6 protein-coding genes and 3 pseudogenes are annotated in these 22,283 nt (G+C 71.9%); all 9 read left to right on the forward strand.

Features of this window, described 5'->3' with window-relative positions; genetic code table 11:
* Positions 1 to 4: 4 nt before the first annotated feature.
* The 9 genes and pseudogenes from LOZ83_RS19615 to LOZ83_RS40780 all read left to right on the forward strand — a co-directional run bounded on the left by LOZ83_RS19615 (position 5) and on the right by LOZ83_RS40780 (position 22,266).
* Entirely contained in the window at positions 5 to 1,048 is a 1,044-nt protein-coding gene (locus tag LOZ83_RS19615; protein ID WP_236792300.1) for a 3-oxoacyl-ACP synthase III family protein, read from the forward strand.
* Positions 1,045 to 1,266, forward strand: coding sequence for an acyl carrier protein (locus tag LOZ83_RS19620; protein ID WP_236792301.1), 222 nt, complete (start codon positions 1,045 to 1,047; stop codon positions 1,264 to 1,266). Before LOZ83_RS19615 ends, LOZ83_RS19620 begins: the two co-directional genes overlap by 4 nt.
* Positions 1,263 to 2,018, forward strand: a complete 756-nt coding sequence (locus tag LOZ83_RS19625; protein ID WP_236792302.1) for a 2-oxo acid dehydrogenase subunit E2 — start codon at positions 1,263 to 1,265, stop codon at positions 2,016 to 2,018. The genes LOZ83_RS19620 and LOZ83_RS19625 overlap by 4 nt, the downstream gene beginning before the upstream one ends.
* Complete coding sequence (locus tag LOZ83_RS19630) at positions 2,015 to 3,094, forward strand: alpha/beta fold hydrolase (RefSeq protein WP_236792303.1); 1,080 nt, start codon at positions 2,015 to 2,017, stop codon at positions 3,092 to 3,094. Before LOZ83_RS19625 ends, LOZ83_RS19630 begins: the two co-directional genes overlap by 4 nt.
* The gene (locus LOZ83_RS19635) at positions 3,094 to 3,825 is read left to right on the forward strand and encodes a thioesterase II family protein (protein WP_236792304.1); all 732 of its coding nucleotides are present in this window, start codon (positions 3,094 to 3,096) and stop codon (positions 3,823 to 3,825) included. The genes LOZ83_RS19630 and LOZ83_RS19635 overlap by 1 nt, the downstream gene beginning before the upstream one ends.
* 48 nt (positions 3,826 to 3,873) lie before the next feature.
* Positions 3,874 to 9,789: pseudogene (locus tag LOZ83_RS40765) on the forward strand (type I polyketide synthase); the annotation flags it as partial.
* A gap of 93 nt (positions 9,790 to 9,882) precedes the next feature.
* Positions 9,883 to 10,299 (forward strand): annotated as a pseudogene (locus tag LOZ83_RS40770) (polyketide synthase dehydratase domain-containing protein); the annotation flags it as partial.
* Between the two features lie 141 nt (positions 10,300 to 10,440).
* Positions 10,441 to 11,385: pseudogene (locus tag LOZ83_RS40775) on the forward strand (beta-ketoacyl reductase); the annotation flags it as partial.
* Positions 11,386 to 11,613: 228 nt separating this feature from the next.
* Entirely contained in the window at positions 11,614 to 22,266 is a 10,653-nt protein-coding gene (locus tag LOZ83_RS40780; protein ID WP_374202691.1) for an SDR family NAD(P)-dependent oxidoreductase, read from the forward strand.
* Positions 22,267 to 22,283 lie beyond the last annotated feature (17 nt).

Raw genomic sequence — 22,283 nt, forward strand, 5'->3', positions numbered from 1 at the left:
CATCGTGTCGCAGGTTCACATACGCGTCCTCTCGGCGGGAACCGCGCTTCCCGGTCCGCCGATCGACACCGCCGCGCTGGCGGAGTGCTTCGGGATGGACACGCTCTGGCAACAGTGGGTCGACACCTTCGTCGGCACCAGGACCCGGCACCTCTCGGTGGATCTGAAGACGGGCAAACCCGGGCAGTCCCTCGCCGACCTCGGCGCGCTCGCGGGCGCGAAAGCGCTTACCGCCGCGGGGATCTCGCCCGAGGACATCGACGTGGTGGTGCTCGGCACGGCCACCCCGGACGAGCTGATGCCCGCGACCGTCAACGTCATCGCCGACCGGCTGCGCATAGACGGCGTGCCGACGTTCCAGCTCCAGTCCGGCTGCTCCGGCGCGGTCCAGACCTTTGACGTCGCCACCGGATTGCTGCAGGCGGGCCGGCACCGCACGGCGCTGGTCCTCGGCGGTGACGTCATCGCGAAACACTACGACGTGCACGCCGACCTGCGCTCGGTGCCACCCGCCGAGCTGGTGAACTTCGTCCTGTTCGGCGACGGCGCCGGTGCGGCGGTGCTCACCACGGAGGAACGCGCCGGCGCCCCACTGGTCCGGACCGTGCGCACCCGGCTGATCGGGCTGGACCGCAAGCCCGGCCAGGTGCTGCGGTGGTTCGGTTCGGCGGACGCGGATTCCGGCCGGATTCCGGCCGAAGAGGACTACAAGGCGATCGAGGAGCTCGTCCCCGTGCTGGCCGCGGACGTGGCCGGGGAGATCCTCGACGACATCGGCTGGGAACCCGGGGACGTCGACTACCTGCTGCCGCCCCAGCTGTCCGTCGCGATGACCGCCAAGATCACCGAACAGCTCGGTTTCCCGCTGGCGAAGGAGATCTCCTGCGTCGCGGACACCGGCAACAACGGGAACGCGCTGCTGTTCTTCCAGCTCGAGCAGCTGCTCGCGGTGATGTCCGCGCCGGCGAAGGCGCTCGCCGTGGCGATCGAGTCGAGCAAGTGGATCCAGTCCGGACTGGCCCTCGAATCCCTGCAAGGAGCGGCATGACGAAATCGGCCTTCGCCACCCTCATCTCCGACGAGATGGGCCTCGACATCGTGGAGGACGACCTCGCGCTGAGCTTCGACGAACTCCCCGGCTGGGACTCGGTCCACCTGCTGTCGATGCTCACGCTGCTGGAGAAACACGTGACGAAATCCTTGTCCCTGCCCGATTTCCTTGAGGCGCGCAGCCTCGGGTCGATCTACGAGCTGGTGACGCGGTGAGTGAGGAGACCTTCCCCGTCCAGCGCCGGCACACGCTGTTCTTCCTGGAGCAGATCAAGGATTTCGCACCCGTCTTCCTGGACACCGAGGTGGACATGACGGCCGTGGTGGAAAGCCGCGGTCGCGCGAAGGCGGCCGGTGAGCCCCGTTCGGTCGCCGGTTTCGTGGTGCACGCCGCCGCAGGCGTGCTGGCGCGCCATCCCGACGCCAACTCCGCCATCGGAGGCGGTCCCGAGCCGAAGGTCATGCGGTTCGGCACGATCAGCGCCAAGGTGACCCTCGACAAGGTCCTGGACGGGCGCCGGGTCGTGCTCGCCACCGTCGTCCCTCAGCTGGAGACCGCGAGCCTCACGGACATCCAGAAGCACATCCGGCACGCGGCGGAGCTGGACCCCGACACCGCGGAGGAGTTCGCGCAGGTCCGTGCGCTCGACGCGCTGCCGTTCGCGGAAGGCGGCGCGAGGTTCCGCGACGCGGCGAGCGAGCTCGCCCTGCGCCCCGTCCTCACCGGGACCTTCGCGGTGACCTCGCTCGGGCACAGCGCGGTCGACGGTTTCCACTCGGTCGGCGGCACGACGATCACCCTCGGCGTCGGCCGGATCGCCGACCGGCCGGTGGTGCGGGACGCGCGGATCGTGAGCGCACCGGTCATGCGGCTGTCCCTGACGTTCGACCACCGGGTGATCGACGGCGCCGAGGCGGCCGACGTGCTCACCGAGATCAAGGCCGCGCTGGAGGGTTTCGAGGAATGAACGATCTCGCCGAGCTGAAACAGTTCGTCGTCGCGCACGCCATTTCGCAGAGTCTGCCCGCCGACCACTACTCCGCCGTCCTCGACCGGATCGAGTCCGACCCGGGGGATGAGCCGGGTTCGTGGCCATGGGAATGGATCCGGGCCGGAGAGGAGCTCGACGCGGCGGGTGACACGCTGGCTGCCTGCCAGTACTTCAACCTCGGCCGCTTCCCCTTCGTGGACGGGCCGGGGCGGCAACGGGCGCAGGACCGGTGCGTCGAGACCTTCGACCGCTGGCGCTCGGCCGTACCGGTGATCCAGCCCGAGACGGTCACCGTGGACGGGGTGCCGACGAAGATCTGGACCGCGGGACTGTCCGCGGATCACCCGCGCCCGCTGCTGGTGATGACCGGCGGCATCGTCAGCACCAAGGAGCAGTGGGCGCCCGTGCTGACCCAGATCGCGGAGTTCGGGATGGCCGGCGTGGTGGCCGAACTGCCGGGTGTCGGGGAGAACCGGGCTCGCTACGACGCGGATAGCTGGCGGCTGTTCCCGGCGGTGCTGGACGCGCTGGCGGACCGGGCGGAGGTCGGCCGGACGTACCTGCTCGCGCTGAGCTTCAGCGGGCACCTGGCCATCACCGCGGCCGGTGCGGACGAACGCATCCGCGGCATCGTCTCGAGTGGACCGCCGATCGCGGACTTCTTCACCGACCCCGCGTGGCAGGACGTCCTCCCGCGGGTCACCCGCGATACCTTCGCGCACCTGGTGCGGGTACCGCCCGCGGAGGTCCACTCGCACACTTCGGGATGGGCGCTGACGGACGAGCGGTTGCGGGAACTGGACATCCCGCTCGCCGTCGTGACCGCGTCGCGGGACGAGATCATCCCGCCCGGCGACCCGGCGCGCCTCAAGGAGTGCGTCAAGGACCTGCGGCTGCTGGAATACGACGACGTGCACGGCGCTCCGTCCCATCTGGCCGAGGTCCGGCTGTGGAGCCTGCTTTCGGTGCTGGAGATGCGCGAGGACTCCGACGCGAACGTCCGCTCGCGACTCGCCGCCGCGTTGGCGTCCCTGCGCGCCGAGGCGTCCTGATGAACTCGAAGTGGTTGCGTCAGTTCGGCCGGGCGCCGGCGGGTGCGCCGACGGTCGTCTGCTTCCCGCACGCCGGTGGGGCGGCGAGCTTCTTCCGGGTGCTGGGCAAGGTGCTGGAGGGACAGGTCCGGGTGCTCGCGGTGCAGTACCCGGGCCGGCACGACCGTGGGCAGGAGCCGCCGGTCGCCGACCTCCGGGAGCTGGCGGCGAGGATCGTGCCGGCCGTGTCGGGCGCCCGGCAGGACGGTCCGCTGGCCTTTTTCGGGCACAGCATGGGATCGATCGTGGCTTTCGAGACCGCATTGCGCTGTCTGCATGAGCCCGACGTGCTGTTCGCGTCCGGCGGGCGCGCGCCCGCCCTGCCGCGAGTCGGCCGAGCAGTGCTCGAGAGCGACCGGTCGCTTCTGGACGAGGTGCTCGCGCTCGGCGGCACCTCGCCGGAGGTGCTGGCGGACGACGATCTGCGGGCGATGCTGCTCCCGGTGATCCGCGCGGACTACCGGGCCATCCAGTCCTATGTGTACACGCCGGGCGACCGGCTCGGCTGTGCCGTGACGGCCATGGTCGGGGACTCCGATCCCCGGGTCGAGGTCGGCCAGGCGGGCCGGTGGCGTGACTACACCACAGGCCGGTTCGAGCTCGAGGTGTTCCCCGGTGATCACTTCTATCTGGCCCCTCTGGTCCACGACGTGGCTTCGGTGATCAGGGAAGAACTGGCCGCCCGCGTCTGACGGTGCGGGCGACGGCAAGTGGGGAGCGGGTTTTCGGTGAGCAATGACGTGACGTCCGAGCCGGTCGCGGTCGTCGGGATGGCCTGCCGCCTGCCCGGCGCGCCGACCCCGGCGGCCTTCTGGGAACTGCTGCGGGACGGGCGTAGCGCGGTGCGTGAGGTACCCGCCGATCGTGGCGGTTCCGCACTTCTGGACGAGCTCGCCCACGCGGCTCCCGGCATTCGCTACGGGGGATACCTCGACGGCATCGACCGGTTCGACGCCGAATTCTTCGGGATCTCCCCGCGCGAGGCGGCGGCGATGGATCCGCAGCAGCGGCTGGTTCTGGAGCTGAGCTGGGAGGCGCTCGAGGACGCGGGGATGCTGCCCGCCGCACTGGCCGGCAGCCGGACCGGGGTGTTCATCGGCGCGATCGGCGACGACTACGCCACGCTCTCCACCGCGGGCGGCGGCACGGCCATCACCCGGCACACGCTGACCGGTACGACCAGGGGCATCATCGCCAACCGCGTGTCGTACACGCTGGGCGTGCGCGGGCCGAGCATGGCCGTCGACACCGCGCAGTCCTCGTCACTGGTGGCGGTGCACCTGGCGGCCGAGAGCCTGCGCAGCGGCGAATCCACCGTGGCACTGGTGGGTGGCGTCAACCTCATCGCCGGTCCGGAAAGCACCGTGGCCGTGACCCGGTTCGGCGGGCTCTCGCCGGACGGCCGCTGCTACACCTTCGACAGCAGGGCGAACGGCTACGTTCGCGGCGAGGGCGCGGCGCTGCTCGTCCTCAAACCACTCAGCATCGCCGTCGAGGACGGCGATCACATCTACTCGGTGATCCTGGGCAGCGCGGTCAACAACGACGGTGCGACCGACGGGCTCACCGTGCCCAGTGCGCGGGCGCAGGCCGAGCTCATCGCCCGGGCCCACGCGATGGCCGGGACGTCACCGGCCGACGTGCAATACGTCGAACTGCACGGAACCGGGACCCGCGTGGGAGATCCGCTCGAAGCGCTCGGCCTGGGCACCGCCCTCGGGCAGGCACGCGACGCCGCGCTGCGAGTCGGTTCGGTCAAGACGAACATCGGGCACCTGGAAGGCGCGGCGGGCATTGCCGGTCTCCTGAAGACCACGCTCGGTATCGACCGTCGCTACCTGCCCGCCAGCCTCAATTTCGCCGAGTCGAACGCGGAAATCGACCTGGACCGGCTCAACCTCCAGGTCCAGGCGGACGGCGGGCAGTGGCCGCACCCCCAGCGGCGTCTCGTGGCCGGGGTGAGTTCGTTCGGCATGGGTGGGACGAACTGTCACGTCGTGCTCGCCGAGCCGCCCGCCGCCGAGCCGCCCGCCGCACTACCGGCCGGCGGGCCCGGAACCCTGGTGCTCAGCGCGAAAACGGCGCCCGCCTTGCGGGAGCAGGCCCGCAACATCCGGGAGTTGCTGGCCGGAAGCGAAATCCCGCGGGCGGACGTGACACGTGCGCTCGCCACGAGCCGCACCGCGTTCCCAGAGCGGGCCGCGGTCACCGGCCGGGAGCGAGCCGATCTCCTCGCCGGGCTCGATCTGGTCGCAAGTGGACGGTCGGCCGCCGGGGTGCTGACGGGCACCCCGGTCACCGGCGATGTCGCGGTGCTCTTCCCCGGACAGGGCGCCCAGCTGATCGGCATGGGGCGCCTCGCACACCGGGAGTTCGCCGCCTGGCGGACGGCATTCGACGAAGTCGCCGCCGAGCTCGACGCACGCCTACCGCGGCCCGTCGAGGACGTGATCTGGGCTGCCGAGGGCGAGTTGCTGGACCGGACCGCCAACACCCAGCCGGCTCTGTTCGCGGTCGAGGTCGCCACGTTCCGGCTGCTGCAATCGTGGGGCGTCAACGCCTCCTTCGTGAGCGGCCATTCGATCGGTGAGATCGCCGCCGCGCATTGCGCCGGTGTGCTCAGCCTCGCGGACGCGGCGCACCTCGTCGTCGCGCGCGGGAGCCTGATGCAGGAACTGCCCGAAGGCGGCGCGATGCTCGCGGTGGCCGCGGACGAGCCCGCGGTGACGGAGCTGCTCGGCCCCCACACTCCCGTTGCGGGAATCGCCGCGGTGAACGGTCCTGCCGCGACTGTGCTGTCGGGTGCGCGGGACGCGGTGGAGCAGATGGCCGCGCGCGCCGGGGAACTCGGGTACCGCACGCGGTGGTTGCGGGTCAGCCATGCGTTCCACTCGCCGCTGATGGAGCCGATGCTGGACACGTTCGCGGACGAGATCGCGGGCCTGACGTTCGGCGTGCCACGGATCCCGTTCGTGTCCACAGTAGACGGACGACTGGTGGACGAGGAGTTGCGCGATCCGGTCTACTGGGTGCGGCACGCCCGGCAGCCTGTCCGCTTCGCCGACGGATTGCGGGCGCTCGATCAGGCCGGTGCCTGCGTGTTCGTCGAAGCCGGGCCTTCGGCCACGCTGAGCGCGCTCGGCCGGGAGACACTGCCGGGGACGGCGCGCGTCTTCATCCCCACACTGGGCAAAGGCGATGAGCTCGCGTCGATCGACGCCGCGGTGGGCCGGTTGTTCACCAGCGGAGCGGTGGTGGACTGGGGCGCGGTGTTCGGCCGGGCCGGTGCGCGCGTGCCACTGCCGACCTACCCGTTCCAGCGGGACAGGCATTGGCTGACCCCCGTCCCTGCCGGGACTTCTCCCTCCGCGCGGCCGGAACCGGAACCGGAGCCCGCTGAGCGCGACGACGTGCCGAGCCCGGCCGGTGCCGACCTCGACGGCAGGATCCGGGCCGAGGTCGCCGCTGTGCTGGGGTACACCGACCCCGCGCTGGTCGATGCCGGTACGTCCTTTAAGGACCTGGGACTGGATTCGCTCGGCCTGGTCGAGTTGCGGGACCGGATCAACGAGACGATCGGCGCGAAGCTGGATACCGCGGCGCTGTTCAGCTACCCGACCGCAGCCGCTCTTTCCGAACACCTCCGTGGCGAGCAGGCGGATCCGGTCGCCATTCCGCCGGTGGCCAAGGCGCCAGGGCAGCCGGATCCGGTCGTGATCGTGGGTATGGGCTGCCGGTATCCGGGCGGGGTGCGGTCGCCCGGGGATCTGTGGCGCCTGGTCGAATCCGGCGCGGACGCGATCGGCGAGTTCCCGGAGGATCGCGGCTGGGACCTGGACGGGCTCTTCGATCCCGAAGGGGAGCGGACGGGCACCTCCATCACCCGGCACGGTGGTTTCGTCTCCGGCGTCGCGGAGTTCGACGCCAAGTTCTTCGGGATCTCGCCGCGTGAGGCGGCGGCGATGGATCCGCAGCAGCGCCTGCTGCTGGAGGTGTCGTGGGAGGCGCTGGAGCGCGCGGGGGTCGATCCGTTGTCACTCAAGGGATCCGACACGGGCGTGTTCATCGGCGCCACCACGGCGGACTACGCGCCGAAACTGCACGAGGGCGGCGCGGGTATCGCCGACGGGTATCTGCTCACCGGCAACACGACCAGTGTGGCGTCGGGCCGGATCGCGTACGTGCTGGGCTTGCAGGGGCCCGCGCTGACGGTGGACACGGCGTGTTCGTCGTCGTTGGTGGCGTTGGATCTGGCCGTTCGATCGGTGAGGTCGGGGGAGTGTTCCCTGGCTTTGGCCGGTGGGGTGGCGGTGATGGCGTCGCCGGGGATGTTCGTGGAGTTCTCACGGCAGCGCGGGTTGTCCGCGGACGGCCGATGCCGCGCGTTCGGCGCGGGCGCGGACGGTACGGGCTGGGCCGAGGGTGTGGGTGTGCTGGTGGTGGAGCGCCTGTCGGAGGCGCGTCGTCGTGGTCATCCGGTGCTGGCGGTGGTGGCCGGTTCCGCGGTGAACCAGGACGGTGCCTCGAACGGGCTGACGGCGCCCAGTGGGCGCGCGCAGGAACGGGTGATCCGGCAGGCGCTGGCGGGTGCCGGCTGGACCGGGGCCGACGTGGACGTGGTGGAGGCGCACGGGACCGGGACGAAGCTCGGTGACCCGATCGAGGCCGGCGCGTTGAGCGCGACCTACGGGGTGGACCGCGCGGCGGGGTCTCCGCTGTGGCTGGGCTCGCTGAAGTCGAACATCGGGCACGCCCAGGCCGCGGCCGGTGTCGGTGGCGTGATCAAGACGGTGATGGCGCTGCGTCACGGTGTGCTGCCGCGGACGTTGCACGCGGACGAGCCGAGTGAGCACGTGGCGTGGGAAAACTCGGGGCTGGCGCTGCTGACCCGGCCGGTGCCGTGGCCGGAGCACGACAGGCTCCGCCGCGCCGGCGTCTCGTCGTTCGGGATCAGTGGCACCAACGCCCACGTGTTGCTGGAGGAGGCCCCCAGGCAACCAGCGACGGGACCCGGAGCATCCGGCGAGACCGGCCCACTGCCCGTGCCGATCCTGTTGTCCGCCAAGGATTCCGCCGCCGTGCGCCGGCAGGCCGAGGCGCTCGTGACCCACCTGCGTGAGAACGGCACGAGCGCTCCCGCGCAGATCGCCTCCGCCTTGCTGGGGCGCGCGCGGCTGGAGCACGGGGCAGCGGTCTTCGCGGACGATCCCGGAGAGTTGCGTGCCGGACTGACCGCGATCGCCGAAGCGGACGACGGCGCGCTCACCGGGCGCCGGGTCAGCGGGCGCACGGTGTTCGTGTTTCCCGGACAGGGCTCGCAGTGGCCCGGGATGGCGCGAGAGCTGCTCGCGGCCTCGCCTGCCTTCGCACGTGAGATCGAGGCGTGCGAGGCCGAGTTCGCCCGGCACACCGACTGGTCGCTGCTCGCGGTCCTGCGCGGGGACGCGGGAGCGCCTGAGCTCGACCGGGTCGACGTGGTCCAGCCCGTGCTGTTCGCAGTGATGGTCTCGCTCGCCGCGCTCTGGCGGTCCGTGGGCGTGCTCCCCGACGCCGTCGTCGGTCACTCCCAGGGCGAGATCGCCGCCGCGTACGTCGCGGGCGCGCTGACCCTGGCCGAGGCGGCCGAGGTGGTCACGTTGCGGAGCAAGGCTTTGGTGGACATCGCCGGCGACGGCGGGATGATGTCGGTCACCCTGCCGGTCGGCGAGGTGCGGCGGATTCTGGCTGACCGCAACGGTTCCATCGAGGTCGCGGCCGTGAACGGGCCGCGGGCCACGGTGGTTGCCGGTGACGGCGGCGAGCTGGACGAGCTGCTCGCGTGGTGCGAGGAGAACGACATCCGCGCGAGGCGCGTCCCGGTGGACTACGCGTCGCACACCCGGTACGTGGAACCGTTGCGCGAGAGGCTGCTGGACACCTTCCGATCGCTGGAGCCCCGCGGTTCCGGCATCGCGTTCTACTCCTCAGTGACCGGCGAGGCGATCGACACCCGCGCCCTCGACGGGGCGTACTGGTTCCGCAACCTGCGCGAAACCGTCCGGTTCGACCTCGCCGTGCGAGCGCTGCTCGACGCGGGTCACAGCCGGTTCGTCGAGGTGAGTCCGCACCCTGTGCTGACGTTCGGACTCGACGGCCTCCTCGGCGAGCGGGATGCCGACGCCGCCGTCATCCCGACCCTCCGCCGTGACGAGCCCACCCTGCGCGCTTTCGCCCGCTCCGCCGCGTTGGCGGACCTCGCGGGCGCGGGCGTCCGCTGGCCCGCCACCACACCGTCGCACGACATCCGCGGGGAACTGCCCACCTACCCGTTCGAACGCGACCGCTACTGGTTGCCTTCCGTGCTGCCGCGGGTGGTTCCCGGCGAGACCGGCCACCCCCTCGTCACTTCCGCGGTGACACTGGCCGACGGCGGCGTCGTGCTGACCGGGCAACTGGACCTCGGCGCCATCCCCTGGCTCGCCGACCACAGCGTGCTCGGAACCGTCTTGGTACCGGGCACCGCGATCGCGGAGCTGGCCGTGCACGCCGGTGGGATCGCAGGTGCCCCGGGCCTGGCCGAGCTCACCCTGCGCGCACCGCTGGTGCTGAAACGAGGGCGGCCCACGCCGATCCAGGTCCGCGTCGCGACCGACGAGCACGGGCGGCGGACGGTGCGCGTGCACTCCAGGGACGGCGCCGATGGGGAGTGGACCACTCACGCCGAAGGCACGCTGGCCGCGGCCCCGTCGGCGAGCGGTCGCGACCTCACCGCGTGGCCGCCGCCCGGCGGTGAACCGCTTGAGCTGGCTGGGACGTACGAGCGCCTGTACGCGCTGGGGTACGACTACGGCCCGCGCTTCCAGGGACTGACCGCCGCCTGGCGGGTGGGCGAGACCGTGTACGCCGAGATCGCGGCGACCGGGGACGACGACGGGTTCGCGGTGCATCCGGCGATGCTGGACGCGGCGCTGCACCCGGTGGTCGCCGGACTGGCGGCAATGCGCACCGGGAACGCCGGCGAGCCGCTGCTTCCGTTCGCCGTCGAGGGGATGCGGCTGACCGGTCGCGTGGCGCGAACGCTCCGGGTCCGGATCGAGCCGGTCAGGGAGTCCCGGGTGCGGCTGGAGTTCGCCGACGGCGACGGTGCCGCGATCGGCGAGGTGGACTCGCTCGCCTTCCGGCCGGTGGCGCGTGGTGATCTGGCGCCGCTCCCGGAACCCACGGCCTACGGCGTGACGTGGATCCCCCGGACCGGCGGTGCTCCGGTGACCGGCGAAATCCTCGAACTCGAGTCGGTGGAGGCCCTCGGCCCCTTCGTCGACGCTGTCGCCACCGGACAGGCCGCTCCCAGCGTGGTCCTGGCCCGCGTGCGGGGCGACAACCATGATGCGGCAACGGAAACCCACGCGCGCACGGGAGCCGTGCTCGGCGCCATGCAGCGCTGGCTCGCCGAGCCGAAGCTGGCCGACAGCCGGCTCGTCCTGGTCACGACCGGTGCGGTCGCGTTGGAGGAGAACGAAGACGTCACTGACCTCGCCGGCGCCGCGGTCCGGGGGCTCGTGCGCACCGCGATCACCGAGCACCCCGGTCGTTTCGGTCTCGTCGACGTGGACTCGCCCGAGCCGGTTCCGGCCGCCGCGACAGCCGAGCCGGACACCTCCGTGCGCTCGGGAACCGTGCTCGTGCCACGCCTCACCCCGCTGGCGCTGCCCCCGGGACCCGGCCGGCCTCTTACCGGGGACGCCGGAACGGTGCTGATCACCGGCGGCACGGGGGCGCTCGGCGCGGTGATCGCGCGGCGCTTCGCGGCCGCGGACCGGCCACCGCATCTGCTCCTGGTCAGCCGCTCCGGGCAGCACGCCGACGGCGCGCCGGAACTGGTGGCGCAGTTGCGCGCGACCGGCGCCGAAGTCACCGTCGTCGCCTGCGACGTGGCCGACCGGGAGGCGGTCGCGGCGGTGCTGGGAGCCGTTCCCGAAGATCAGCCCCTGCGCGCGGTCGTGCACACCGCCGGTCTGCTGGACGACGCGACCGTCGCGGCGATGAACCCGGACCAGCTCGCGCACGCGCTGCGGCCGAAGGTGGACGGAGCCTGGAACCTGCACGAGCTGACCCAGGACGTGCGGCTGGACGAGTTCGTGCTGTTCTCCTCGGCGGTCGCCACGGTCGGCGGCCCCGGACAGGCGAACTACGCCGCGGGCAACGCTTTCCTCGACGCGCTGGCGGCGCACCGCCGTTCCCGCGGGCTGGCTGCGCAGTCGGTCGCCTGGGGTCTGTGGCGGGAAGACAGTGCCATGACGGGACACCTCGACGACGCCGATCGGGCGCGGCTCGCGCGCTACGGGATCGGTGACATCGCCACCGGCGACGCGCTCGGGTTCCTCGACCGCATCAGGACGGACGCACGGCCGCACGCCGTCGTGACGACCTTGCACGAGATGGTGCTGCGCCGCGAAGCGGTAGCGGGCAGGCTCTCCCCACTGTTCTCCGGACTCGTGCGGATGCCCGTCACCGCGCCGTCGCCCGGGACATGGGCCGGCCGGTTGCGTACGGAGCGATCGGCGGATCGGCCGCGCGCGCTGACCGCGCTCCTCCGTTCGCAGGTCGCCTCGGTGCTCGGGCACGACGACGTGGCCGGGGTGGCCGCGGACAAGACGTTCAAGGATCTCGGTTTCGACTCCCTCACCGCGGTCGAGCTGCGCAACCGGATCGCCGCCCGCACCGAGCTGAGCCTGCCCGCGACGCTCGTCTTCGAGTTCCCGAGCATCGCCTCGTTGTCCGGGTACCTGCTAGAATCCCTGTTCCCCGTGGGAAAAACCACGACCGCGCCCACTGAGCTCCCGGTCGGCCCGGTGGCGGGCGACGCGGATCCGGTCGTGATCGTCGGGATGGGGTGCCGATACCCGGGCGGGGTACGTTCGCCCGAGGACCTGTGGTCGGTCGTGTCGGGTGGGGTGGACGCCATCGGCGAGTTCCCCGGGGACCGCGGCTGGGACGTGGACCGGTTGTTCGACCCCGATCCCGATCACCACGGGACCTCGTACACCCGTCGCGGCGGATTCCTCTACGACGCGGGCGAGTTCGACGCGGCGTTCTTCGGGATGAGCCCACGGGAGGCGCTGGCCACCGATCCGCAGCAGCGCCTGCTGCTGCAGGTGTCGTGGGAGGCGCTGGAGCGCGCGGGAGTCGATCCGTTGTCGCTCAAGGGATCCGACACCGCCGTGTTCATCGGGGCGATGTACGACGACTACGCCGCCCGGTTGCGGACCGCGCCGCGAGAACTGGAAGGCCTGCTGCTGGCCGGAAACCAGTCCAGCGTGGCGTCGGGGCGCATCGCGTACTCACTTGGCTTGCACGGGCGCGCGCTGACGGTGGACACGGCGTGTTCGTCGTCGCTCGTGGCGTTGGATCTGGCGGTGCGCGCGGTCGCGTCGGGGGAGTGTTCCCTGGCGTTGGCCGGCGGGGTGGCGGTGATGGCGTCGCCGGGGATGTTCGTGGAGTTCTCGCGCCAGCGCGGGCTGTCGGCCGACGGCCGATGCCGGGCTTTCGGTGCCGGCGCCGCGGGAACGGGCTGGGCCGAGGGCGTCGGCATGCTGGTGGTGGAGCGTTTGTCGGAGGCGCGCCGTCGTGGTCATCCGGTGCTGGCGGTGGTGGCCGGTTCCGCGGTGAACCAGGACGGTGCCTCGAACGGGCTGACCGCACCGAGCGGGCGAGCGCAGGAAAAGGTGATCCGCCAAGCCCTGACAGGGGCCGGTCTGTCCTTTTCGGACGTCGACGCGGTGGAGGCACACGGGACCGGGACGAAACTGGGCGACCCGATCGAGGCTCGGGCGCTGATCGCCACGTACGGCCGGGACCGTGGCGAGGACCGGCCGTTGTGGGTCGGTTCGCTGAAATCGAACATCGGGCACGCGCAGGCCGCGGCCGGCGTGGGTGGCGTCATCAAGATGGTGCTGGCATTGCGGCACGAGGTGCTGCCCAGGACGTTGCACGCGGATCAGCCGAGCGAGCACGTGGCGTGGGAGGGTTCCGGGCTGGCGCTGCTGACCGAGCCCGTGCCCTGGCCGCACACCGGCCGGCCGCGCCGCGCCGGGATCTCGTCGTTCGGGATCAGTGGCACCAACACCCACGTCGTGCTCGAAGAACCACCCGCACCGCCGGAGACACCGCATACGGCCGAACCGCCGGCCGTGACGCCCCTTGTCCTCTCGGCGAAGGCCGGTAGCGCTGTCAAGGCGCAGGCGGCGTTGCTTGCCGACGCGCTCGACCGCAGCGGCGCCGGCCTCGCCGACGCGGGACTGACCCTCGCCAGGCGCCCGCGGTTCGCCCACCGCGCGGTGGTGACCGGCGCCGATCGCGCGGATCTGGTGGCGGGCCTGCGCGCGCTGCACGAGGGGCGGCGCCACCACGGCGTGGTCAGCGGCCGGGCCGGATCCGAGCCTGCGGTCGCGTTCCTGTTCGGCGGGCAAGGCAGCCAGCGGCCGGGCATGGGCGCGGAGCTGTTCGGCGCCGCACCGGCCTACTCCTCGGCCTTCGACGAGATCTGCGCGCTGCTGGACCCGCTGCTCGGTTTGTCCCTGCGGGACTTGACCGGCCCGGACGGCGACGAAGATCTGCTCCGCCAGACTCGGTACGCGCAACCGGCGCTGTTCGCCGTGGAGGTCGCGCTCTACCGGCTGGCCGAAAGTCTCGGCCTGAAACCGGATCTGCTCATCGGGCACTCCGTCGGCGAGCTCGCGGCGGCCCACGTGGCGGGCGTGTTCAGCCTGCCGGACGCGTGCGAGCTGGTCGCCGCTCGGGGGCGCCTCATGCAGTCGGCGCGCGAAGGTGGCGCGATGGCGGCCTTCGCCGCGAGCGAGGAGGAGGCCGCCGGTCTCGTCGCGGCGACGGACGGCCGGGTGGAGGTCGCGGCCGTGAACGGTCCCTCGTCGATAGTGCTGGCCGGCGACTCCGACGTCGTCGAGGAACTGGCCGGGCGATGGCGCGCCAGCGGGCGCAAGGCCAGCCGGCTGCGGGTCAGCCACGCGTTCCACTCCCACCACATGGCCGACGTGCTCGCGCCGTACCGCGAGGTCCTCGACGCGCTGAGCTTCGCGCCGCCCGCGATCCCGATCGTTTCGACGGTGACCGGTCAGGTGGCCGAGGACGACGAGCTCACCCGCCCCGGCTACTGGGTCGGCCAGCTACGGCAGCAAGTGCGGTTCGCCGACGCGGTGCGCACGGCCGCCGGCTCGGGCGCGGAGATCTTCGTCGAACTCGGGGGAGACGGCTCGCTCAGCGGAATGACGCAGGAGACTCTCGACGGTGGCGTGACCGCCGTGCCGTTGCTGCGCCCCAAACTGCCCGCGACGACCACCGTGCCGGAAGCACTCGGCACCGCGCATGTCGCCGGGGCGGAGGTCGATTTCGAGCCGCTGTTCCCGGGCGGACGGATCACCGATCTGCCCACTTATCCCTTCGAGACCAAGCGCTATTGGCTCGACGCGCCGGCCGAACCGGTACGCCCGGACGAACTGGGAGTGGGACCGTCCGCGCACCCTTTGCTGGCCGCCGTCGTCGAACTCCCCGGCGAGAAGGGCGAACTGTTCACCGGCGTGCTCTCCCCGCGCACCCAGCCGTGGCTCGCCGATCACCGGATCGGCTCGGCGGTGCTGGTGCCCGCGGCGGTGCTGCTCGAGATGGCACTCGCGATGGGTACCCGCGCCGGGTACACCCGCGTCGACGGTTTCGCCGTGCACAGCCCGCTCGTCCTGGACGAGTCGGCAGAGCTGCAGATCCAGGTGATCTCCTCCGATGGCGAGTTCACCGTGCGGGCCCGGGCCGGCGAGAACTGGACTACGCACGCCACCGCGGTGTTCGCCCACGCCGCCGAGCCTGTCGAGGACCGGCCGTGGGTGGCCGAGCAGTCCGGATCGTTGGGCACCAAGGAGATCTACCGCCTCCTGGCCGAGCTCGGTTACGAGTACGGCCCGGCTTTCCAGGGACTGCGCTGGATCCGGCAGGAGGGCGACGACATCTACGCGGGCGTCGAACTCCCGCCGCGTGTCCTGCAGGAGTCGGCGAGGTACGAGATCCACCCGGCCCTGCTGGATGCCGCCATGCAGGCGCTTTCGCTGGACTCGGCGGCGGGGCCGCGGCGCGTTCCGCACACGCTCGACGGGGTCCGGCTGGCGGCTGCCGGCGCGGTGCGCGGGACCGTGCGACTGTCCCGTGTGGACACCGACACGTACCGGCTGGACATGGTCGATCCCACGGGCCGGACGGTGCTCGTCATCGAGCGGCTCGGCGTTCGTGCGCTGCCCAGCACCGAATCAGGCGTGTCCACTCGGTTGTACGACACGGTTTGGGAAGCTGTCGAAGCGGATTCGGCTGGTCACGATTTCGTGCTGGTCCACCAACTGAGCGAACTCCTGCACGAGCCGCCCGCCACCGTCCTGCTCGCGCAGCCGGACCGGACGCCGGACGCCGGACTGACCGACGACGCCGACACGGCCCGGCTCGCCATCCAGCACTGGCTCGCGGACGAACGGTACGCACACTCGCGTCTGGTGTTCGTCACGCACGGCCTGCCGGTCACCGACGACGAGCCGGCCGATCCGCGGACCGCGGCGGTGTGGGGACTCGTGCGCTGCGCGCAGATCGAGCACCCGGGACGGTTCGCGCTGGTGGACACCGACACGCCCGAGCCCGCGCGCCTGGCGGCAGCGGTGCGGGCGGGTCACGGGCAGGTGGCCGTGCGCGGGGAGTCGGTGCTGATCCCGCGGTTGCGGGCGCGGCCCGATCAGGAGGACACGGTCGTTCTCCCACGGAGCGCCCGCGGCGGCACGGTTCTGGTCACCGGCGGAACCGGCGCACTGGGCCGGCTGATCGCGCGCCACCTGGTGACCGCGCACGGTGCGCGGGAGCTGGTCCTGGTGAGCCGGCGAGGTGAGGCCCATCCCGATGCGGCGGTCATCGAAGCCGAGCTCGCCGAACTCGGGGCGCGCACGCGGATCCTGGCCTGCGACCTGACGAACCGAGACGCCGTCGTTGGGCTGATCACCGGCCTGGGCACGTCGCTGACCGCTGTCGTGCACGCGGCCGGTAGCGCCGAGGACGCCGTGGTCGAGCGATTGTCCGCAGCCGATCTGCGCGCGGCGTCCGGGGTCAAGGTGGCCGGTGCCCGGCATCTGGACGAGCTGACCCGTGACCTCGAACTGGACGCGTTCGTGGCGTTCGGCTCGGTGGCCGGTGTCGTCGGCACCGCGGGCCAGAGCGCTTACGCCGCGGCGAACGCGGCGCTCGAGGCCGTCACGCGCATCAGGCGCCGGGCGGGCGCCGGTGGGGTCACGATCCATTGGGGACTGTGGGATGTGGCTTCCGGGATGGCGGGCTCGCTCGGGGAGCGGGACGTCGCCCGGCTCGCCTCGGTGGGCATCAAGGCCATGCCTGTCGCCAACGCGCTGGCGTCCTTCGACCAGGCGCTCGGCGTGACCGCACCCGCGGTCGTCGCCGCCGACCTGGACCTGCGAGCCGTCAATCGCTCACGCGTAACCGAACTGACTCGGGCGCGCGTGGCCGGTCCGGACCTCGGCAGCGTGGAGGCGCGGCCCGTGCCGGAACTGGTGCTCGACGCCGTGGCGTCGGTGCTCGGGCACGCCGGCCGTGCCGAGATCGACCCGGAACTGGCTTTCGCCGAACTCGGCTTCGACTCGTTGATGGCGGTGGAGCTGCGCAACCGCCTGACGGCCGACCTCGGGATCCGCCTGCGGCCCACCATCGTCTTCGACCACCCGACCCCGGCCGCACTCATCCGGTTCGTCACTGCGGAGGCCGGTGGAGCCGCGAGCGCCGGCACCGAGCCCCCGTCCGTCCACAGTGGACCAGCTGACGACGAGATCGCGATCGTCGGGATGGCCTGCCGGTTCCCCGGCGGGGCCGCGAACCCGCGGCAGCTGTGGGATCTGCTCGAATCGGGCACGGACTCGATCTCCGAGTTCCCGGCCGACCGGGGGTGGGATCCCGGGCTGTTCGACCCGGACCCCGAGCACGCCGGGACCTCCTACACCCGCTACGGCGGGTTCCTCCACGACGCGGCGGACTTCGACCCGGAGTTCTTCGGGATCAGCCCGCGCGAGGCGCTGGCCGTCGACCCACAGCAGCGGCTTCTGCTGCAGACGGCTTGGGAAGCCGTCGAGGACGCGGGCATCGACCCCGCATCGCTGCGCGGCAGTCGGACCGGCGTGTTCGCCGGCGTCATGTACTCCGACTACGGCGCCCGGGTGCACCAGCGCCGCGGGGCCGCGGGAGAGCTGGAGGGGTACCTGGTCAGCGGCAGCGCGGGCAGCGTCGCGTCCGGCCGGGTGTCCTACACGCTCGGGCTCGAAGGCCCGGCGGTCACCATCGACACGGCGTGCTCCTCGTCGCTGGTCGCGGTCCACAACGCGGCGCGGTCGCTGCAGGGCCACGAGTGCGACCTGGCGCTGGCGGGTGGCGCGACGGTGATGGCGAGCCCGGCCACGTTCGTCGAGTTCAGCAGGCAGCGTGGGCTGGCTCCGGACGGCCGCTGCAAGCCCTTCTCCGTGCACGCCGACGGTACGGCGTGGGCTGAGGGCGCGGGCCTGCTCCTGCTGGAACGGCTGTCCGACGCCCGGCGCAACGGCCACCGCGTCCTGGCCGTGGTCAAGGGATCGGCGGTGAACCAGGACGGCGCGAGCAACGGGCTGACCGCGCCGAGCGGGCCCGCCCAGGAACGCGTGATCCGCGCGGCCCTGCGCTCGGCGGGCTTGCGCTCCGCGGACGTCGACGTGCTGGAGGCGCACGGGACCGGCACTCGTCTCGGTGACCCGATCGAGGCCGAGGCCGTGCTGGCGACCTACGGCCGGGACCGGGGCGATCGGCCCCCGCTGGTGCTGGGTTCGGTCAAGTCGAACCTCGGGCACACGCAGGCGGCCGCGGGTGTCGCGGGCATCATGAAGATGGTTCTGGCCATGCGGGCGGGGGTCGTGCCGGGCACCCTCCACGTCGACCGGCCCACCGGGGAGGTCGACTGGTCGGGTGGCACGGTGTCGGTCGCCGCTGAGCGGACCGGCTGGCCGGTGACCACCGGACCCCGGCGCGCCGCGGTTTCCGCGTTCGGGATCAGTGGCACGAACGCGCACGTGATTCTCGAACAGGGGGCGGACCCCGGACCGGAACCCGCCCCGGCGCCCACCGGGAAGATCCTGCCGTGGGTCCTGAGTTCCCGTACCAGGCAAGGTCTTCGCGCGCAGGCCGCCCGGCTGCGTGCCCATGTGCTCGACGATCCGGGCCTGCGTGCGGAGGACGTCGCCTTCTCCCTCGCGACCACCCGGACCGCGTTCGCGGAGCGGGCGGTCGTACTCGGGCGTGACCGGGAGGAACTGCTGGCCGGGCTCGAAAGCCTGATCTCGGGAGAGCCGGTGCCCTCCGGCGGGTTCCCGGCAGTGATCACCGGGGCCGTCTCGCGCGGTGGCACAGCGGTCATGTTCACCGGCCAGGGCAGCCAGCGTCCCGGAATGGGCACAGCACTCCACCGCGAATTCCCCGTCTACGCGGAAACGTTCGACGCGATCTGTGCCGCGTTTCAGCACGAAGACGGCCTCGACTTGAGAGCGGTCATCGACCCGGGCGCCGGCGACGACGAGGACCTCGTCCACCAGACCCGCTACACCCAGCCGGCCCTGTTCGCCCTGGAAGTCGCGCTCTACCGGCTGCTCGAATCCTGGGGCCTGTCCTCGGCGAGGCTGACCGGGCATTCCATCGGGGAGGTGGCGGCGGCACACGTCAGTGGCGCGCTCAGCCTGCCCGACGCGGTGAAGCTGGTCGCCGCGCGCGGCCGGCTCATGCAGCAGCTTCCGGCTGGCGGCGCGATGTTCTCGGTGCGAGCCTCCCAGGCGGTGGTGGAGTGGCTGATCGGTGAATCGAAGTCCACTGTGGACATCGCCGCCGTGAACGGGCCGAACTCGGTCGTGATCTCCGGCGCCGAGGCCGTGGTCACCCAACTGGCCGGGGTACTCGCGGATCTCGGCCACCGGGTGAAGCGACTCGTGGTCAGCCACGCGTTCCACTCGGCTCTGATGGAACCCATGCTCGACGACTTCCGCGCTGCCGCAGGCGATCTGCGCCCCGGACCGATGACAGGCGAGGTGGTGTCGACGCTCACCGGTGTCACGGCGGACGCCACCACCCTCGGTTCAGCCGAGCATTGGGCCGACCACGCGCGGCACGCCGTGCGGTTCGCCGACGCGCTGGCGTGGCTGCGTTCGCACGACACGACCGTGTTCCTCGAACTGGGCCCCGACGCGGCGCTGACCGCGATGGCAGAGGACTGCGACCTCGGGGAGGGGACCGCCACGGCCGCCGTGCTGAACCGCAAACAGGACGACTTGCCGGCGCTGTGGGGTTTTGTCGCGCGCGCGTTCGTCGCCGGAGTCACCTGGGACTGGCCGGCCATGCTCAGCGGCACCCGGGTTTCCCTGCCCACGTATGCCTTTTCGCAGAAGCGGCTGTGGCTCGACGCGCCGGGTGCCGAGCCGGCCACCGCGGCCGGTCTCGGGTTCGACGATTCGGATCACCCGCTGATCGCGGCGGCGGTGAGCATTCCGGGCGGGCAGCAGGATGTCTACACCTCGGTGCTTTCCCTCGCCCGCCAGCCGTGGCTCGCCGACCACGCGCTGCGCGGCACACCGCTCGTGCCGGCCGCGGCGACGGTGGAGCTGGCCGGCTGGATCGCGCGGCAGCATTCGTTCGATCAGCTCGAAGAGCTGACGCTGGCCGAGCCGCTGCCTGTCACCGGTGACGACTTGCGCCTGCGGATCAGCGTCGACCGCTCCGGGCCAGAGGCCGTGATCACGGTCCACTCCCAGCGAGAAGGTCCGGAATGGACACTCAACGCGGAGGCGCGCACCGGCACGCAGGACGCTGCGCGCGAAGAGCCGGAGTGGGCATCGCAGTGGCCACCACGAGCACCACGAACCGGCCTCGACGGGATCTACGAACGGCTGGCCGCGCACGGCTACGACTACGGCCCGGCCTTCCAGGGCCTGCGCGCGTTGTGGCGGTCGGAAGGCGTGGTGTTCGCCGAGGTCGAGTTGCCGGACGGGGTCCGCCGTGACGGGGAAGCCGCCTGCCTTTTCGACGCCGCGCTGCACGCCCGGATCGTCGACACGCTCGAAGACGGGCGGCCGTCCGGTGATCGGCTCGACGTGCCGCACAGCTGGCGCCATGTCCGTGTGCATGCCACGCCGAGTGGCAGGTTACGCGTCCGGATCACCTCCTCCGGGGAGGGTGCGTTCGCGCTCGACGTGGCCGACGAGCAGGCACGCCCGGTGCTCTCGGTGGGGGAGATCCTGACTCGGCCGATCGACCCGCACTCGCTGACGGCGAAGACCCACCGGCCCCACGAGGTCGCGTGGGTCCCCGGCAGCCTCGTGGCCGCGGACAGCGGCATCGGCACCTCTGTGCTGGACCTGCGTGGTTCCTCGGCCGGTGGCGAGGTGGCCGAAGACGCGCGCGCGGCCCTCCACCAGGTTCTCGGCCGGATCCGGGAGACCGTCGGCAGTCCACAAGGGACGGATGACGCACTCGTGGTCATCACCGGCAACGCGGTCGCGGCCGGTGCCGCGGACAGGATCGAGGGGCTGGCGCAAGCAGCGGTCTGGGGACTGGTGCGCACCGCGCAGAACGAGTATCCGGGCCGGGTGCGCGTCATCGACGCCGACGAGCACGAGTCGTCGTTGTCGTTGCTGCCCCAGGTGATCGCCGCAGGACAGCCGCAGGTGGCGCTGCGCAGGGGCGAGATCCTGCTGCCACGGCTGCGCCCCGTGTCCGGCAGCCCCGCGGGCGCACCCGGCTTCGGTAACGGAACCGTGTTGCTCACCGGTGCGGGCGGCGGCCTGGGCGGGATTCTCGCGCGCCACCTGCTGACCCGGCACGGCGCGCGTCACCTACTGCTGGCGAGCAGGCGCGGTGATCGCGATCCGGCGCTGCGCGCACTGGTGTCCGAAATGGACACTGCCGGGGCCACCGTGACCGTCGCGGCCTGCGACATCGCCGACCCGGAGGCCCTGGCCGCGTTGCTCGCCGGAATCCCGGCCGAGCACCCGCTCACGGCAGTGGTGCACGCGGCGGGCGTGCTCGACGACGCGGTGCTCGAAACCTTGACCGCCGAACAGCTGGACCGGGTCCTGCGCCCGAAGATCGACGCCGCGTGGAACCTGCACACCCTCACCGCGGGTCTGCCGCTGGAGGCCTTCGTGCTGCTCTCCTCGGTGGCCGGGGTCGTCGGCGCGACGGGACAAGCGGCTTATGCCGCGGGCAACACGTTCCTCGATGCCTTCGCCCAGCATCGTCGTGCGACGGGGTTGCCCGGCACTTCACTGGCGCTGGGCCTGTGGGACGGCGAATCGGGCGGCGGCATGGCCTCCGAGCTGCGAGCCTCGGATCGGGCCCGGATCGGCAGGCTCGGGATTCGCTCCACCCCGGCCACCACCGGCCTCGAACTGTTCGACCGCTCGGTGGCCGACACCCGCGCCCTCCTGGTCCCGGTGCTGTTCGACACGCGGGCGATGAACAACCGGAACGGCGAACTGCCGGACATCCTGGCCGATCTCGTGCCCGCGAAACCGAAGCGGGAACACCGCGCCGGTCCTGCCCTGCCCGAGCGAATCGCCGGATTGGCCGAGGACTCGGCCAGGGATCTGGTCGCCGATACGGTCCGGGCGAGGATCGCCGAAGTGCTCGGACTGGATCCCGCCGCCCGCGTGCCGGACGATCGCGGGCTCTTCGACCTCGGTCTCGATTCGCTGACAGCCGTGGAACTGCGGAACAAACTCGGTGCGGACATGGGACTCCGGCTGCCCGCCACACTCCTGTTCGACCAGCCGGCCGCGCGCGATCTGGTGGATTTCCTGTTGGCGCGGTGCGGTCCCGGTCCGGTCGAAGTGTTCGACGCGCCCGCGCTCGACGGGTGGGTGGCGTCCGCGGCCGGGAAGCCGGACGGCGACGAGCGGCGGGCGGAGTTCGTGCGGGCGCTCAAGACCGCGCTCGGCACGCTCGAGCGCCCCGCGGACGCCGGTGGCGAACCGTTCTTTGGGATGGATTCAGCGTCGGATGATGAGATTTTCGGGTTGCTGGATCGCGAGTTGAACGACTGACGGCACGGGGGAGAGCG

This window comes from Amycolatopsis sp. GM8 (assembly GCF_021653975.1).
In the GTDB taxonomy this organism is placed as follows: Bacteria; Actinomycetota; Actinomycetes; order Mycobacteriales; family Pseudonocardiaceae; genus Amycolatopsis_E.

Coding starts and splice junctions, on each gene's coding strand:
- LOZ83_RS19620 (WP_236792301.1), top strand. CDS start 1,045: ATGACGAAATCGGCCTTCGCCACCCTCATCTCCGACGAGATGGGCCTC.
- LOZ83_RS19630 (WP_236792303.1), top strand. CDS start 2,015: ATGAACGATCTCGCCGAGCTGAAACAGTTCGTCGTCGCGCACGCCATT.
- LOZ83_RS19635 (WP_236792304.1), top strand. CDS start 3,094: ATGAACTCGAAGTGGTTGCGTCAGTTCGGCCGGGCGCCGGCGGGTGCG.
- LOZ83_RS40780 (WP_374202691.1), top strand. CDS start 11,614: ATGCCCGTCACCGCGCCGTCGCCCGGGACATGGGCCGGCCGGTTGCGT.